We start from the raw sequence: 15,494 nt of genomic DNA on the forward strand, positions 1-15,494 counted from the left end.
TGATGCATCAAGCGCCGCGCCCGCCCATTGCGACTTCGAATTCTCTCGCGATGGCGGGGACGATCCCGGTCTTTTCTCAGGCCCGCAGCCATTCCGGCAAGTGCCCGATATCGTCCAAAACCACGTCCGCGTGCGGATAAAGCTCCTCGGTTCCGGCCATGCCGGTTAGCACGGCCACAGTCTGCATCCCCGCCCGACGCCCGGCGATCAGGTCATGAGTGCTATCCCCGACCATCACGACACGTCCCGGATCAAGCTGCAGCGCGTCGGCAAAAGCCAGAAGCGGGCGGGGGTCAGGTTTGGCCCCGAACCCGCTGTCAAACCCGGCTATGAAATCGAAATGGCCCTCGACCCCCACAGTGCGCAGTTGCGCGCGCGCGGCGAACTCGGTGTCATTGGTCATCACCCCAAGGCGCAGCCCCGACGCGGCCAACCCCTCAAGATAGGGCGCAAGGTCAACCGCCGGCACAAGCGGAGCCTCGGCAGCATCCTCCATGAGCTTGATCTCGATCTCGCCCACGTCTGCCCCCGGCAGCGCCCGCGCCACCGCCTCGGCGGCTTCGCGGTTGGTCCCGGCAATCACGAAGCTTTCGGGCAGGAAAGCGCCCGCCTCGAGGTCAAAAACCAGTTCCTGCGCGATACGTCTCGCAAGCGCTTCATCACCCTTAGCAAATCCCCGGATCGCATCCGCCGCCCAGACATTCCACGTCGCCCCGAAATCGAACAACGTACCGTCCTTGTCGAACAAGATTCCATCTGCGCGCATGTTCTGCCTCTCTCTAATTTCAGGACGCACACTGCCCCGCCAAGTGCCATGGCACAAGCGCAATACGCTTGGAGGACATGTATCTCAGGTCCAGTGCATCCGCGCCTCGCCCGAAAGCGTCTGCGCCGCCATCATTGGCGTTTCATAAGGAAAGCCTTCCGCATCACAGAATGCCACCACCCAGGCGTCATCCATCGTCAGGAATTCCAGAACCGACCCGAGAAAACCGCCATCAGCAGCCTGCCCCTTGAGGTCATCCACGGACGCCCCCGTCGCCCCCAGGAACACGGGAAGCAACTCGTCATTGGCCACAAGCCAGGTCAGGGCCCGAAGAGCAATCGTTTCGGCGGTTTCGACAGACAAGGACATTTTTCACAGCTTTCGAAATGTTTTCTTAACCAATGCACATACAAATTGATTCAACCCTTTGGCAACTTCCCAGGTTCTTTCATGCCCGGACGTATTCTGATCATCGACAGCGTTGCCACGAACCGCATCGTACTCAAGGTCAAGCTGTCCTCGGCCTTTTACCAGGTTGAACAGGCCGCGACTGCCCAAGATGCACTGGCCCAGATCACCCGTACCGCACCCGATTTGATCCTTCTTGGCAATGACCTGCCCGACATGACCGGCCTGTCACTTTGCCAACGACTCAAGACGCGCGAAGTGACCGGGCAGATTCCGGTGATCATGGTGGCGCCGGACAACAGCCGGGGCGCCCGGCTTGCCTGTCTTGATGCGGGGGCGGATGACGTGATCTGCAAACCGCCCGAAGACGCCGTGTTGCTGGCGCGCATCCGCAGCCTGATGCGGGGGCACGATACGATAGAAGAGCTGCGCCTGCGCGATACCACCGCCCGGATGCTGGGCTTTGCCGAAGTCGCGCCAAGATTCGAACACCCGGCCTCGGTGCTTTTTGCAACTGCGGCACCGGACCAGGGGGTGCGCTGGCGCACCCATCTCAAACCACTGGTTCCCTATGAACTACGTCACCATCCGCTCAGTGTGGCACTCTCCAATCTCGCCAAATACCCGGTTCCAGATGCTTTCGTGATCGCGCTCGATCCCGACGCACCCGAAGAGGGGCTTCGTTTCATCGCCGAGATCCGCGCGCGCTCTGCAACCCGCAAGGCGGTCATTCTTGCCGTGCTGTCCACTCCGGACAACGCCACCTGCGTCGACGCGCTTGACCTTGGGGCCAATGACGTGATGACCGAAGGGTTCGACGCCGAGGAGCTGTCTTTCCGACTGGCGACACTGATCAAACGCAAGCGTCTCGTTGATCGCTTGCGCCAGAACGTGCAGGACGGGTTGAACGCCGCCGTGACCGATCCGCTCACCGGTCTGCACAACCGCCGCTATGCGTTGCCGCAACTGGCCCGCATCGCCCGACAGGCACGCACGATGAACCGCAGTTTCGCGGTCATGGTGGCCGATCTGGACCACTTCAAGTCCATCAACGACCGCTACGGCCACGCGGCCGGTGACGTCGTGCTGGCAGAGATCGCCCGCCGCATGCGAGAAACCCTGACCGAGGCCGATCTAATTGCCCGGATTGGCGGAGAGGAATTCCTGATCGTGTTGCAGCGGGCAGACAGGGCACACGCCACTAATGTTGCCCGCCGCCTCTGCGCAGCCGTGCGCGCCGATCCGGTCTACCTGCAAGGGAGGGACATCCAGATCCCGGTCACGGTCAGCATCGGTGTCACCATCGGCAATCCACCCGCTTTGCCCAAGGCCGGGGAAAGCCCTGCCCACAGCGCCACGGACCTGATCGATCTCGCCGATCAGGCGCTTTACGGCGCCAAGGCCCATGGCCGCGATCAGGTCACACTTGGACAGGCCCCGGCCTAGGCCTAGGCCACACAGCGATCAGTCGCGCTTGTCGTACTTCTTCCTGTTGCCGTGTTTAAGGCTATCCTCCAGCCGATCCGCATAAGCGGCACGTTCCGCACCGCTCATGGCTTCGACTTTTTCAAGCCAGAGCCCCTGCGCCATGTCGCGGCGAACCGCACTTCCGCTGGCCTGTTTGACCAGTTCTTCGCGCAAGGCATGCCTATCCAGCGGTGTCGCGCGCAACAGGGCGACCACGCGCTCGAAACTCTGCCGATCACCGTGCCGGTCCACATCCGCCTGTCGATAGGCCTGCCGCAGGGCCTTGCCCATCTCCCGCCGGTGTTCGTGCGAAAACGCCCGCACATAGGGAGAGCCGAACCGGTCCGGGTGCCCGCCAAACACGCCCCGCTGGTGGGAGATCACTGCGCCGCCGACGACACCCACCACCAAAAGGTTGAGCGCCAGCGAGCCGATCAGCAACAACCGCAGTCCGCGCCGCATTCCGGGTTTCTTTTCCGTGTCTTGCGTCATGATCTTCCCCTAGTCCAATAGGAACGCATAACTATTGTCGAACTCGGACAGAACCGCGTCCTGCCCTCCTGACAACACCTGCGCTCCAAGCGTGCTGCCGATCTGGCTGGTCGATCCTGCGATCCCGATCCAGAGCCCGGCGACCGCCGCCGTTGCCAGACCACCTACCGATGGCCAACCACCCAGGTTGCGCAACAGAGCCCTCCAGAACCCGTCACGTCGCCCCTGCACTGCCCCGGGCTCTGCTATTTTCTGCAACGCCGACGCATCTTCCAGCACGCGCGCCATCAGCGACGCTGACGGGGTGGCTGCTACGTCCTCACGCGCAGCGTCAAACAGGGCGTCCAGCATCTTGTCGTCCGTGTCTTTCTCAGTCATCCGAATACCCCAACGCTGCGCGCTGCCCGGCCAATGCCGCCGCCAGCGCCCTTTTTCCCCGCGCCGTCAGGCTTTCCACCGCCTCGACGCTGATCTCCAAAATCTCGGCAATCTCTGGATTGCCCAAACCTTCGATGTGGCGCAGCACCACCGCCTGACGCTGCCGATCGGGCAACTCACCAAGCGCTGCCTGCAACGCATCCATCCGCGCCTGCTCAAGCAAGGTTTCTGCCGGCCCACGCGCGTCGTCCGCCGGTTCGGCCACCGCATCCAGCGCCACACCCCGCGCCTTGCGCAGTCGATCCGTGCAGAGATTGGCCACCACCCGATAAAGCCATGTCGTGACCTTGGCTTCTCCTTGCCGCCAGTCCGGCGCGACCTTCCACAACCGGATCAATGCCTCCTGCGCCACGTCCTCGGCCTCGTCCCGGTCGCCCAGAACCCGGTAGGCATGGGAAAATACCCGAGGCGTCAACCGCAGCGTCAGGACGCGCGCCGCCGCAGCGTCCCCGTTGGCATAAAGCACCAACAAGGCGTCGTCGGGAATATCCTCTTGCGTATCGTAGGGCATGTCCATTGGGACCGATGGCTAGCTGTTCACGCGTGATCTTGCAATTGCCGGGCGGGCAAAACGCATGCCCGCCCGACCATCAACCTTACTGGTCCACACCTTTCATTTGACCCTTCATGCCGCCGTGCATGCCGCCATGCATCTTGCCATGACGCTTGCCCATCTGCTCGCGGGCTGCATCGAACTCTGCTTTCGAGATCTTGCCGTCCCCGTCGCTGTCGAACCGCGCGATCATTGCGCCCTTGCCCTCGGCCCGTTTCATACCCATGCCCTTTCGGCCCTGCTGCATCTCATCCATGCTCAGCGCACCGTCACCATCGGCGTCCATGTGCTCCATCATCTTGGCGCTGCGCCGCTCGACGCGTTCCTGGGCGCGTTTCATCATGCGCGCCTTGAGCTCGTCGGCGCTGATCACGCCATCGCCGTTGGCGTCCATGGCATCGAACCGCGCCTTGTGATGCGCATCCAGTTCGTCCTGGGTGACGAACCCGTCTCCATTCGTATCCAGTTCCTCAAAGCTCATCTTCGGACCGTGCGGTCCCTTGTCTTTTCCGCCATATCCGCTGGCGGCAACGCTGACTGCCGTCAAACCCAATGCCGTGGCAACGATACCAGCAATGAAATAATTGCGTTTCATATCTCAGAACTCCTTTGGTCGGTTCCGTGGTGTCCAGTGTTCCGAACCCGGCCTCCTGCCCGGTTCGTTGCATCTGAAACGCGCCGACCACAGTTTTCCGTCGAAAAAAATGCGACAACACGGCAGCGCGTTTTTGCGACATCGGGACGCAAGGCATTTTGCACCCTTTAAATATGGGCCGAATGCCCACATTTTGTGCCGATACAGCGAGGGAAAAAATGAACACCATGACCGCCACAGCGGAAGACCGACCAATCTGGCCGGCCCTGATCAAGGGCTGGCGCAGGAAATGTCCCAATTGCGGAAACGGCCCCCTTCTCAAAGGGTATCTCAAAGTGCGCGATCACTGTGCCGTCTGCAAAGAGGATTTCACGCCCCAGCGCGCCGATGATGGCCCCGCCTACCTGACGATCCTGTTCGTCGGGCACCTGATGGCGCCGCTTCTGCATATCGTGTTCGTGACCTGGCGCCCCGAGCCCCTGATCATGTTCACCATTTTTGCGGTTGGCGCGGTCGCGCTCTCGCTTTACCTTCTGCCAAGACTGAAGGGGGCGGTTGTCGCGTTTCAATGGGCGCGACGGATGCACGGGTTCGACAACTCGCGTGGCTAGCCCCGAACAAGAAAGCAGGGGCAGACATGACTATTGACAAGACCGCCATCCGCAATGCGGCCACCGTGATCGTCCTGCGCGATCGCGGTAGCGACCCCCATATCCTGATGGGGCAGCGTGGGGCCAAGGCGGCCTTCATGCCCAACAAGTTCGTCTTTCCGGGCGGCGCGGTGGATGCGGCCGATGCGGATATCCCGCTGGCCACGCAGATGCCCGCCGTCTGCCGGGACCGCCTGCAGGAAGACGCGGACGGATCGCTCGTGCATCCGCTTGGCGTGGCCTGCATCCGGGAGCTTTGGGAAGAGACCGGACTCATCCTTGGCCAGCAAGGAACATGGGATATCACTCCGCCCACTGACTGGGAAACCTACGCCGCCACCGGCCACGTACCCACGGCACACCCTCTGCAATTCGTGTTTCGCGCCATCACCCCCCCGGGCCGCCCGCGCCGCTTTGATGCGCGTTTCTTCCTTCTGGACGCGGACGAAATCGCAACGGATCTTGACGATTTCTCCGCCGCCTGTGACGAGCTTTCTCATCTTCAGTGGATTCCGCTGCAAAAGGCCCGCGAATTTGACCTGCCCTTTATCACCGAGGTCGTTCTGGCCGAGGTCGAAGGCCGCGTGAACGACCCGACGCCGCCCGCGAATGTCCCGTTTTTCAAGAATGGCGACGAGGAGAGCCTGTTCCTGCGTCTCAAGGGGCGCGAGCCCAACATGGCCGACGAATAATCAGGCCAGCGCCACAAGCCCCAGGATCGACAGCGCCAGCAGCGTGATACCAATGTATTCACGCCCGCTGATCTTTTCGCGGAAAATCAGCAATGTAGCCAGCACGCCAAAAATCAGCTCCACCTGCCCCACGGCTTTCACATAGGCGGCGTTCTGCAGGGTGAAGGCCGTGAACCAGCAAAACGTCCCGGCCATGCTGGTCAACCCGATGAACCCCGCGCTGCGCCACGCGCCCAGTACCCGGCCCACCTCGCCCGGCTCCCGGAAGCGCAACCAAACCCACATGCCCAGCATTTGCATCATCGTGACCGCCGCCAGCGTCACCAACGCCCGCAACATCGGCGCTTGTGCCATAACCTCCAGCGAAGCCGCCCGGTAAAACACCGCCGACACCCCAAAAAGCGCGCCCGCCCCAAGGCCCAGCGCCGCCGAAGGTGACAGGAACCGCCGCCAGCTTCGCCCGCCTTCCAACGGCCCAGACAATACCAGCACACCGATCACCCCCAAAACGATTGCCAGCAATCCAATTCCCGACACCGCCTCACCCAGCACCACGAAGCCTATCAGCGCGGTCAACAATACTTCGCTTTTGATAAAGGTCATGCCCACGGCCAGATTACGCCGCCCAAAAAGCATCACCGTGCACACCGTCGCCGTGATCTGCGCCGCGCCGCCAACCGCGCCATAGGCCCAGAACGCCGGCCCCGGCCACCCCACGTCAGGGCGCTGGCTCCACAAAACGACCGCCAAGATCAGGCCTGCCAGGGGCGCTGAGTAAACAAACCGGGCAAAGGTCGCCCCTGCCGCAGACAGCTTCACCTGCGCGAGATGTTTCTGCAGCATGAAGCGCACCGACTGAAACAGCGCGGCCGCGACCGAGGCAATGATCCACAGTTCCATGGGGCGTTAGTGCCCGCTCCTCACTGTTTTGGCCAGAGCGGATGTGGCACCGGATCCTTGCGCGCCCAGAGATAGCGGCGGAAAACCTCACCGTAAGAGCGGTAATAATACCCATCATTTCGCGACAGGTACCGGTCGCGGTTTTCGCGAAACAGCACGGGCAGGCGATACCATGGCATGCGCGGATGCATGTGATGCACTACATGCAGATTGTTGTTCAGGAAAATCCACGCCAGCGGCCCCTTGTCCTCGATGATCACGGTCCGCCCGCGCGCGCGCTCATGCGCCTGATGCTCAAGGAAGGTGCGGATTTTCAAGATCGACAGCGCGCAATAGGCCGATACGAGATAGGCCCAGACGGGCAACTGCGACGCAGAGAGCATCCACCACAACGCCAGCACCAGCGACGGGATATGCCAGAGCCATCCTTTCAGGACCGCCCGGTCCCCCGCCCGGATCGCCCGCCAGTCGGCCCGCATGAACGCCTCTTGCGCCACCAGCGGTCCTATCAACAGCCTTCCGGCAAGGGTGTTGTTGAAAGTCAGCACCTTCTGCCGCCACGCCGGAAGCTGCGCCCAGACCGCAGGGTCCTGATAATTGCTTTCGGGATCATCATAGGGGTCGGTCAGACGCGAATCCAAATGATGCGCCAAATGCGTATCGCGAAACCGGATATAGGGGATGAAGAGGCCAATGGCTGGAAACACCAACGCCTCGCTCAAAAAACGCGACCGGAACGGATGCCCGTGCAAAACCTCGTGGCTCAGCGAGGAATGCAACGCCAGGGCCAGCGCCGTCACGACCATCCCCGCAGGCAGCCACCACGCCGCCAGCCAAACGGTCCCGGAGACAAATGCACCGTAGCACAAGATCACCAACCCCAAAGTCGGCCACTCCACTCCGACGGGCGCTTGTTTGTGCATGTCACGCATGGAACCGCCCCCAGTGGATCTTCGACCAGATCCGCTCGTAAACGAAATAGAGCGTCAGCCCGATCGCCGTATTCACAATGGCAAGCGTCCCGCCCACCGCCGCCGATCCGGTCGCCACAAGGCCCACAACCGACATCACGCAGAGGCCAATCATGTTCCAGATCACGGCCTTGAGGATCGTTCTCCTGCGGGTCTCCATCTCGTCTCCAATGTCTTGCTTCACAAAACCGTTACCAACCCGCGCCCTGCCGCGGAATTCCGAATATGATTAACAAAACTCGACATCCGTGATAAAATTTATCATATGAGTGAATTTATCGACAAACGTCAGCGCGCCGCCCGGTTCCGCCAACGCCTTGCCATCGCGCTTCAGGATCAGGGCATGTCTCAAAGCGCATTGGCCCGCCGCATTGGTGTGGACCGCTCCACCGTCTCCCAGCTTCTCAAGGACGACGGCGCCCGCCTGCCCAATGCCCAGGTGGTGGGCGAATGCGCCGCGGCGCTCGGGGTCTCGGCGGACTGGCTTCTCTCTCTCACCGATCGCCCCGAAAGCACCGCCGACATCCTCGCCAACGCACTATCGTTGACCGCAGCGCCGCGCGCGCTGGTGGACGAACAAATCTTCAGCTGGCATCAGGAGGCCGCGGGCTACAAGATCCGCCACGTCCCCGCAGGTCTGCCAGACATGCTCAAAACAGACGACATGCTCGAATGGGAATACACGCCCCATCTGGGGCGTACGACGGAACAGGCCATCAACGCCTCCCGAGATCGCCTGAACTGGATGCGCTCCTCGCAATCGGACTATGAAATCGCACTGCCCCGCCACGAGGTCGACGCCTTCGCACGCGGTGTCGGCTACTATCAGGGCCTCGACGGTGACATCCGCCGCCGCCAGCTCGACATGTTTACCGACCTCACCGCCCAGCTCTACCCCCGCCTGCGCCTCTATCTCTTCGACGCGCACCGGCTATACTCCAGCCCGATCACCATCTTCGGCCCATTGCTTGCCGTGCTCTACCTCGGGCGCAATTACCTTGCCTTCCGTGATACCGAACGCGTGACCGCCTTCACTGAACACTTCGACAACCTGGTCCGACAATCCGACATCACCGCCCGCCAGATCCCGGATCATATCGCGGACCTCAAGTCGCTGATCTGACCACACAACTTCATTTTGCCGGAAATACACCGGGGGAGTCGCCCATGGCGACGGGGGCAGCGCCCCCTCTAAACCTTCGGGTCTGGGTTCACCGTAAACCCGTCCACCGCGATCACCTGCCCGCTCACGAACCGCGCCGCATCCGACGCCAGAAACACCGCCATTTCGCCAATATCGCGCGCTTCGACAAACGACCCCATCGCCGTCCCGGACGCATAACCGGCGTACACCTCGTCCCGTGTCATGCCCTTGGCCGCGGCCTCGCGCGCGAGAACCCCTTCCATGCGCGGCCCCTCGACCGATCCGGGACAGATCACGTTGGCCCGCACCCCGAACGGCCCCAACTCCATCGCCAATGTCTTGGTCAATCCGATCACCGCCCATTTCGCGGCCGCATAGGGCGCGCGATAAGGGTAACCATACTGACCGGCGGTCGAACTGGTCACAACAAGAGCCCCCCGACCGGCTGCCTTCAGCATGGGAGCGGCGTATTTCGCAGCCAGGAAAGCGCCTTCGAGGTTCACCGCAACACAGGCTTGCCAGTCCTTCAGGGCGATCTCCTCAACCGCCGCGGTCGGTCCCGCGACCCCGGCGTTGGCGCACAAGGCATCCATCCCGCCCCACTCCGAGGCAATCTCGGCAAAAAGCGCGGCCACCGAAGTCTCATCTGTAACGTCCACGACGTTCGCACGCCAATGTCCCGGCACAGACGCAACCGCGCCCGCATCCACGTCACAGATCCAAACCTGCCAACCGTCCCGGTCGAACGCCTCGCCCATTGCCCGCCCGATGCCCGAGGCCCCGGCGGTGATCAATACCCGCTTCAACGCGGCTGTCCCACATGGCGCCCCACGCCCTCGGGTGCAGGCAATCCGGCCTGTGCCGCGGCAAGGGTCCTTAGGTTTTCCGCAATCTCTTCGCTCGGCGGCGCCGGACGACGGGTCTCGAGGCTGACATGGATCAAAATATGCTCCCCCGTCGCCAAAAGCCGATCCCCGGCATACATCTCGTGCCAGACATGCATCTTCTTGCCCTCAGCGTTCAACACCCGCGTGCGCACTTCGATCCGCGCGCCAAGATGCGCCTCGTCGATATGGCGGATATGGGTCTCGGCGGTAAAGAAGCTGCCCCCCGTTGCGATATACTCCTGATCACACCCCACGATCTCCATCAACCGATCCGTCGCGTCGGCAAAGGCATGCAGATAGCGGCTCTCTGTCATGTGGCCGTTGTAATCCAGCCAATCCACCGGCACCGCCCGGGCCACCGTCACCACCGGCTGAGCCGGATCGGCAATATCGGCCATGCACCGCACCATGCCAGCTTCGCTCGACAGTCGTTTGTCATGCGCATTCAGCACCGCGCCGCTGGCAAAATCCTGCGCCTTCAACGCCCGCATCATCGACACGATATTGTTGTCGCGAATGCGTTCCATCTCGCGAATGCTCATGTGTCCCGACTGCGCATCCGACTGTCCCGCGATCAGGTCGACCAGTTCGTCGGTGAATTCCGGCACATCCATCAGCTTGGTCCACGGCCATTCCAGCGCGGGGCCGAACTGCGCCATGAAGTGTTTCATGCCCGCCTCGCCCCCGGCCACGCGATAAGTGTCGAACAGCCCCATCTGCGCCCAGCGGATGCCGAACCCCATTCGGATCGCCTCGTCGATCTCTTCCGTGGTCGCGATCCCGTCCTTGACGAGCCACAACGCCTCGCGCCACACCGCCTCAAGGAAACGGTCCGCGATATGGGCATCAATTTCCTTGCGGACATGCAACGGGAACATGCCAACACCCGTCAGGATCTCCTTGGCCTTTTCCACCATTTCGGGCGGGTTCTTGTCCGTTGGCACCAGTTCTACCAACGGCATCAGGTAGACCGGGTTAAACGGGTGCGCGACCATGATCTGTTCGGGGCGGCTGGCACAGCCCTGTAGCTCGCTCGGTTTGAACCCGCTGGTCGACGAACCGAGGATCGCGCCCGCATCACAATGCTCCTGAAGCGTCTGGTACACTTTCTGCTTCAGCTCCAGCCGCTCCGGCACGCTTTCCTGAATCCACTGCGCGCCTTGCACCGCCTCGGACATCGTCTCGTGAAAACTCAACCTGCCTTCTTCGGGCATGGCCGTATCGCTCAGCCCCGGCAAAGACCGGCGCGCATTGTCCAGCACCTCGCCAATCTTGCGGGTCGCCTCGGGGTCCGGGTCGAACACCCGTACATCCCAGCCATTCAGCAAAAACCGCGCGGCCCATCCGCCGCCAATTACCCCGCCGCCAATAATCGCTGCCGTCTTCATTTTGGGTCTTCCTTTCCCGCAAGATTCGGGTCGCCGCACAGCGCCGCCCCCCCTAGCGTTCCCCCATGCTAAGGAGAGCGCTCATGTCCATTCAATTTCAGGCCTTGCCCACCGACACCGTCACCGCCATCCGCACCACCGGCCTTGACGCCCATGGGCACCCGGTTGAACGCCACCGGTCCGACGGTGGCGCCTATCCCTGTCGCCATTGCCTTGGCGAAACGCCGCCCGGGCAAGACTATCTGATCCTCGCGCATCGCCCCTTTCAAAGGTTGCACGCCTACACCGAAACGGGGCCGATCTTTCTTTGTGCCGATGCCTGCACACGCGCGGCGCCTTCGCCCCATGTCCCGGCAATCCTCAAATCGCCGAGCTACATCCTCCGTGGCTATGATGCGAAGGAAAGGATTATCTACGGCACCGGACAAGTGACCCCGACCAATCTGATTGCCGACTATGCCACACAATTGCTTGCACTGGCCGACATCGCCTTTGTCGACGTGCGCAGCGCGGCCAACAATTGCTTTCAATGCCGGGTTGTCCGCGCCGGTTAACGCTTTGGCGCCATTCGAAGCGGCACGAAACCGGTACCGATGCGATACCGTCACAATACCGACGTCATACCGACGTGCCGTTCCCCGCCTACACCACGCGTTAACCATTGACCATTTCAGCCCCGAGTCACCCCTTGGGCGCGCGCTTCTCAAGCCCCAGCTTGGCCCGCACCTCGTCCGGTCCGATCACCCGCGCGCCCATGTTTTCAATGATGGTCTGCGCGCGTTCGACCAGTTGCCAGTTCTCCGCCAGCACCCCCTTGTCGAGCCAGAGGTTGTCTTCCAGACCAACGCGCACATTGCCCCCGGCCAGCACCGAAGCCGCCACATAGGCCATCTGGTTGCGCCCCAGCCCAAAGGCAGAGAAGGTCCAGTCATCCGGCACGTTGTTGACCATTGCCATGAAAGTATTGAGGTCATCCGGCGCGCCCCACGGCACCCCCATGCACAGCTGCACCAGCGCCGGACTGTCCAGAACGCCGTCCTTCACAAGCTGTTTGGCATACCAAAGATGCCCGGTGTCAAAGGCTTCGATCTCGGGTTTAACCCCCAGATCGGTCATCATTTTTCCCATCGCCGTCAACATGCCCGGCGTGTTGGTCATGACATAATCGGCCTCGGCAAAGTTCATCGTTCCGCAATCCAGCGTGCAGATTTCCGGCAGACACTCGGCCACATGCGCCACCCGTTCGGTCGCGCCGACCATGTCGCTGGCGTTCGACACCGGGAACGGTGCTTCTACCCCACCAAAGATGATGTCCCCGCCCATACCTGCCGTCAGGTTCAGAACCACGTCCGTCGCGCTGTCGCGCACCCTGTCCGTGACCTCGCGGTAAAGACCAAGATCCCGGCTCGGCGCCCCGGTCTCGGGATCGCGCACATGACAGTGCACAACCGCCGCCCCGGCCTTGGCTGCCGCGATCGCACTGTTTGCGATCTCTTCAGGTGAACGCGGTACATGTGGGCTGCGATCCTGCGTCCCCCCCGATCCGGTCACGGCACAGGTGATAAAAACCTCGCGATTCATTTCCAGCGGCATAGCGATTCCTTTCCGGTCGTTTGATCCAGTATTCACCCACTTGCCCCTCACAACTTTACATTTTACGAATTAAACTTGATGAGAATCGAAAAAACCGTCTTTTCACCTGACCCCAGACCGCTCAACACGGCGCTGCTCGTGTTTGATGACTGCAACACGCTCAGCCTTGCCGCCGCTGTCGACCCGATGCGCGCGGCCAACCGCCGCGCGGGCAAGGCGCTGTTCCGATGGCAGTTTCACACGCCCACCCCTGCCCCCGTCCACCTGACCAGCGGTCTTGCCGTCACCGGCACGCCCATCACGGATCTGACCCACTGCGACCTCCTGATCATCGTGGCCGGATTCCGTCTGCAGGACCATGCCACCCCACGCCTTCTGTCCAGCCTGCGCCGCCTGGCGCGGCTCGGCACACCCATGGCCGCCATCGATGGTGGCCCCTGGATACTGGCCAGCGCAGGTCTGCTTGACGGGCATCAGGCCACAACCCACTGGGAGGATCTCGACGAGTTTGCCAGCCGCTTCCCGCAGGTCGACACCCGTCGCGACCGCTTCTGCCTGTCGGGCCCTTACGCAACAAGCGGCGGCGCGGCGCCTTGCATTGACATGATGCTGCACCTGATCGCCACCCGCCATGGCACCGATCTCGCGCGCCGCGTCGCAGGCGCCTTTCTCTATGATCCCATGCCCGCCGGTCAGCAAAGCCCCGGATCAGTCCCCCGGCCCCTGCGGCATCACCCCCAAATTGCCCGCGCGCTGGAGCTGATGGAGACAACGCTCGACGATCCCTTGCCTCTCTCGGATATCGCGGCGCGCTGCGGCCTGACCCTGCGCAGCCTCGAGCTACGGTTCAAAAAACATCTCGGCCAATCCCCCAAGGCGCATTACCTGTCCCTGCGCCTAGCCGAAGCACATCGCCTTGCAACGGACACCGCACTCCCTTCCCGCGACATCGCGCTGGCCACCGGCTTCAACTCCCCGGCCAGCTTTGCCCGCGCCTTCCGAACCGCCTACGGCACATCCACCCGCGCCCTACGCCAATCCATGGCGCGGCCCTGATCTTCATCTTGAAAAAAGTACTCTCGCCGAAGGCCCTAAATCTCAACGCGCGACGGCCAAAAGCCCCGCGACATCAAGGTGCTGCTCGACATGGTCCGCCAATGCATCCAGAACGGTTTGGACAGTGGCATCATAACCGACACCCCCGACCGAGGCGCCAAGCCCCCCAAGCCAGGCAGCCCGGAACCCGTCCTCGCGGAACATGCCATGCAGGTAACTTCCCGCCACGCGCCCATCCGCGCTGACCGCGCCTTCTTCGCGCCCATCCACCCGCGCAAAGGGCCGCGACCGGTCCTCCCCCTCGGTTTTACCGATGTGGATTTCATACCCGCGAAATTCCTGCCCCGACCCGACATGCGTGGCCATGACCTCGCTCAACTGCTTGTTCGGTGTCATCACCGTTGCGACGTCCAGAAGCCCCAGCCCTGCGGTCTCTCCAGCCGGTCCTTCGATCCCCTCGGGATCACGCACGACCTGCCCAAGCATCTGATATCCCCCGCAAATACCAAGCACATGACCACCCCGCCGCACATGCGCCGCAAGGTCGACGTCCCACCCCTGCTGCCTCAGAAACGCAAGATCGCCGCGTGTCGACTTGCTGCCGGGAATGATCACCACGTCGGTGTCACCGGGTAACGCCTGCCCCGCACGCAGCATGGTCAGGCTCACGCCCGGCTCCTGCGCCAGCGGATCAAGGTCGTCGAAATTCGCAATGCGGCTCAAACCCAGGCACACGACCTTCAACCCGCCATCCCGCTCCGCATTGGCGATGTCCAGCGCATCCTCCGCAGGCAGCTTCCAGGCATCGGCGAAATAGGGCAACACGCCGAACCCCGGCCAGCCGGTTTGCTCTGCGATCATGGCATAACCATCGTCAAACAGGCTTGGGTCGCCGCGGAACTTGTTGACGAGGAACCCCGCAACACGCGCCGTATCGTCGGCATCCATGACGGCCTGTGTCCCGACGATCTGGGCGATCACTCCGCCCCTGTCGATGTCCCCGGCAAGGATCACCGGCACATCCGCCGCCTGCGCAAAACCCATATTAGCAATGTCGCCCTTGCGCAGATTGACTTCCGCCGGGCTGCCCGCGCCTTCGACAATCACCAGGTCATTCTGTGATTTCAATCTGTTGAAGCTCTCCAGCACAGCCCCCATAAGGGTTGGCTTCAACTTGGCGTAATCCCGCGCCTTGGCCGTAGTCAGCCTTTTGCCCTGCACCACGACCTGCGCACCAACGTCTGTTTCGGGCTTCAGAAGCACCGGGTTCATGTCCACCGTTAAAGGCTTGCCACAAGCCAGCGCCTGCAACGCCTGCGCCCGCCCGATCTCGCCGCCATCGCTGGTCACGGCGGCATTGTTGGACATGTTTTGCGGCTTGAACGGCGATACCGAAAGCCCCCGCCGCACCGCCGCCCGGCACAGCCCGGCCACAAGCATCGACTTGCCGACGTTGGACCCCGTTCCCTGTATCATCACCGCACGTGACATGAC

At 62.3% G+C, this 15,494-nt stretch carries 19 protein-coding genes; 6 read left to right on the forward strand and 13 right to left on the reverse strand.

Annotation, left to right across the window (positions count from 1 at the left end):
* Window positions 1-76: 76 nt before the first annotated feature.
* Together BMZ35_RS16000 and BMZ35_RS16005 are read right to left on the reverse strand one after the other, a co-directional pair.
* Window positions 77-766, reverse strand: coding sequence for an HAD family hydrolase (locus BMZ35_RS16000; RefSeq protein WP_093094928.1), 690 nt, complete (start codon window positions 764-766; stop codon window positions 77-79).
* 84 nt (window positions 767-850) lie between these two features.
* A complete protein-coding gene (locus BMZ35_RS16005) occupies window positions 851-1,135 on the reverse strand; it encodes a DUF3572 domain-containing protein (protein ID WP_093094929.1) in 285 nt (94 codons plus the stop codon).
* Between the two features lie 81 nt (window positions 1,136-1,216).
* Between BMZ35_RS16005 and BMZ35_RS16010 the strand changes: the two genes are divergently transcribed.
* Window positions 1,217-2,620 carry a diguanylate cyclase gene (locus tag BMZ35_RS16010; RefSeq protein WP_093094930.1) on the forward strand — a complete coding sequence of 468 codons (1,404 nt, stop codon included), beginning with the start codon at window positions 1,217-1,219 and terminating at the stop codon, window positions 2,618-2,620.
* Between the two features lie 18 nt (window positions 2,621-2,638).
* Here the strand turns inward: BMZ35_RS16010 and BMZ35_RS16015 are convergent, their stop codons facing one another.
* The 4 genes from BMZ35_RS16015 to BMZ35_RS16030 all read right to left on the reverse strand — a co-directional run bounded on the left by BMZ35_RS16015 (window position 2,639) and on the right by BMZ35_RS16030 (window position 4,719).
* The gene (locus BMZ35_RS16015) at window positions 2,639-3,133 is read right to left on the reverse strand and encodes a periplasmic heavy metal sensor (RefSeq protein ID WP_093094933.1); all 495 of its coding nucleotides are present in this window, start codon (window positions 3,131-3,133) and stop codon (window positions 2,639-2,641) included.
* Between the two features lie 9 nt (window positions 3,134-3,142).
* Complete coding sequence (locus BMZ35_RS16020; protein WP_093094937.1) at window positions 3,143-3,511, reverse strand: hypothetical protein; 369 nt, start codon at window positions 3,509-3,511, stop codon at window positions 3,143-3,145.
* The gene (locus tag BMZ35_RS16025; protein ID WP_093094942.1) at window positions 3,504-4,088 is read right to left on the reverse strand and encodes an RNA polymerase sigma factor; all 585 of its coding nucleotides are present in this window, start codon (window positions 4,086-4,088) and stop codon (window positions 3,504-3,506) included. Before BMZ35_RS16025 ends, BMZ35_RS16020 begins: the two co-directional genes overlap by 8 nt.
* 79 nt (window positions 4,089-4,167) lie before the next feature.
* Complete coding sequence (locus tag BMZ35_RS16030) at window positions 4,168-4,719, reverse strand: EF-hand domain-containing protein (protein ID WP_093094946.1); 552 nt, start codon at window positions 4,717-4,719, stop codon at window positions 4,168-4,170.
* Between the two features lie 218 nt (window positions 4,720-4,937).
* Here BMZ35_RS16030 and BMZ35_RS16035 point away from each other — a divergent pair, with 218 nt between their 5' ends.
* Together BMZ35_RS16035 and BMZ35_RS16040 are read left to right on the forward strand one after the other, a co-directional pair.
* On the forward strand, window positions 4,938-5,330 hold the full coding sequence (locus BMZ35_RS16035; RefSeq protein WP_093094948.1) for a DUF983 domain-containing protein: 393 nt from the start codon (window positions 4,938-4,940) through the stop codon (window positions 5,328-5,330).
* A gap of 26 nt (window positions 5,331-5,356) precedes the next feature.
* Window positions 5,357-6,061, forward strand: a complete 705-nt coding sequence (locus BMZ35_RS16040) for an NUDIX hydrolase (protein WP_093094952.1) — start codon at window positions 5,357-5,359, stop codon at window positions 6,059-6,061.
* Here the strand turns inward: BMZ35_RS16040 and BMZ35_RS16045 are convergent, their stop codons facing one another.
* The 3 genes from BMZ35_RS16045 to BMZ35_RS16055 are packed head-to-tail and all read right to left on the reverse strand — an operon-like array spanning window position 6,062 to window position 8,092.
* A complete protein-coding gene (locus BMZ35_RS16045) occupies window positions 6,062-6,961 on the reverse strand; it encodes a DMT family transporter (protein WP_093094954.1) in 900 nt (299 codons plus the stop codon).
* Between the two features lie 20 nt (window positions 6,962-6,981).
* Window positions 6,982-7,893: a fatty acid desaturase gene (locus tag BMZ35_RS16050; protein WP_093094957.1), complete on the reverse strand. Its 912-nt coding sequence runs from the start codon at window positions 7,891-7,893 to the stop codon at window positions 6,982-6,984.
* Window positions 7,886-8,092 carry a DUF2061 domain-containing protein gene (locus BMZ35_RS16055; RefSeq protein ID WP_093094960.1) on the reverse strand — a complete coding sequence of 69 codons (207 nt, stop codon included), beginning with the start codon at window positions 8,090-8,092 and terminating at the stop codon, window positions 7,886-7,888. The genes BMZ35_RS16050 and BMZ35_RS16055 overlap by 8 nt, the downstream gene beginning before the upstream one ends.
* A gap of 105 nt (window positions 8,093-8,197) precedes the next feature.
* Between BMZ35_RS16055 and BMZ35_RS16060 the strand changes: the two genes are divergently transcribed.
* A complete protein-coding gene (locus BMZ35_RS16060) occupies window positions 8,198-9,055 on the forward strand; it encodes a helix-turn-helix domain-containing protein (RefSeq protein ID WP_093094964.1) in 858 nt (285 codons plus the stop codon).
* 68 nt (window positions 9,056-9,123) lie between these two features.
* On the opposite strand, the gene BMZ35_RS16065 is transcribed toward BMZ35_RS16060, so the two are convergent.
* Window positions 9,124-9,882, reverse strand: a complete 759-nt coding sequence (locus BMZ35_RS16065) for an SDR family oxidoreductase (RefSeq protein WP_093094968.1) — start codon at window positions 9,880-9,882, stop codon at window positions 9,124-9,126.
* Window positions 9,879-11,351 (reverse strand): carnitine 3-dehydrogenase, encoded by a 1,473-nt coding sequence (locus BMZ35_RS16070; protein WP_093094970.1) that lies wholly within the window; start codon window positions 11,349-11,351, stop codon window positions 9,879-9,881. Before BMZ35_RS16070 ends, BMZ35_RS16065 begins: the two co-directional genes overlap by 4 nt.
* A gap of 83 nt (window positions 11,352-11,434) precedes the next feature.
* On the opposite strand from BMZ35_RS16070, the gene BMZ35_RS16075 reads away from it, so the two are divergent.
* On the forward strand, window positions 11,435-11,905 hold the full coding sequence (locus tag BMZ35_RS16075) for a DUF1203 domain-containing protein (RefSeq protein ID WP_093094974.1): 471 nt from the start codon (window positions 11,435-11,437) through the stop codon (window positions 11,903-11,905).
* Between the two features lie 127 nt (window positions 11,906-12,032).
* Here the strand turns inward: BMZ35_RS16075 and bcoG are convergent, their stop codons facing one another.
* Window positions 12,033-12,944, reverse strand: coding sequence for a 3-dehydrocarnitine:acetyl-CoA trimethylamine transferase BcoG (bcoG, locus tag BMZ35_RS16080; protein WP_093094977.1), 912 nt, complete (start codon window positions 12,942-12,944; stop codon window positions 12,033-12,035).
* 78 nt (window positions 12,945-13,022) lie between these two features.
* On the opposite strand from bcoG, the gene BMZ35_RS16085 reads away from it, so the two are divergent.
* Window positions 13,023-14,000: a GlxA family transcriptional regulator gene (locus BMZ35_RS16085; RefSeq protein ID WP_093094979.1), complete on the forward strand. Its 978-nt coding sequence runs from the start codon at window positions 13,023-13,025 to the stop codon at window positions 13,998-14,000.
* Between the two features lie 42 nt (window positions 14,001-14,042).
* Here the strand turns inward: BMZ35_RS16085 and BMZ35_RS16090 are convergent, their stop codons facing one another.
* Window positions 14,043-15,491, reverse strand: coding sequence for a cobyric acid synthase (locus BMZ35_RS16090; protein WP_093094981.1), 1,449 nt, complete (start codon window positions 15,489-15,491; stop codon window positions 14,043-14,045).
* Window positions 15,492-15,494 lie beyond the last annotated feature (3 nt).

Origin of the sequence: Shimia aestuarii, assembly GCF_900114635.1 — a bacterium.
In the GTDB taxonomy this organism is placed as follows: Bacteria; Pseudomonadota; Alphaproteobacteria; order Rhodobacterales; family Rhodobacteraceae; genus Shimia; species Shimia aestuarii.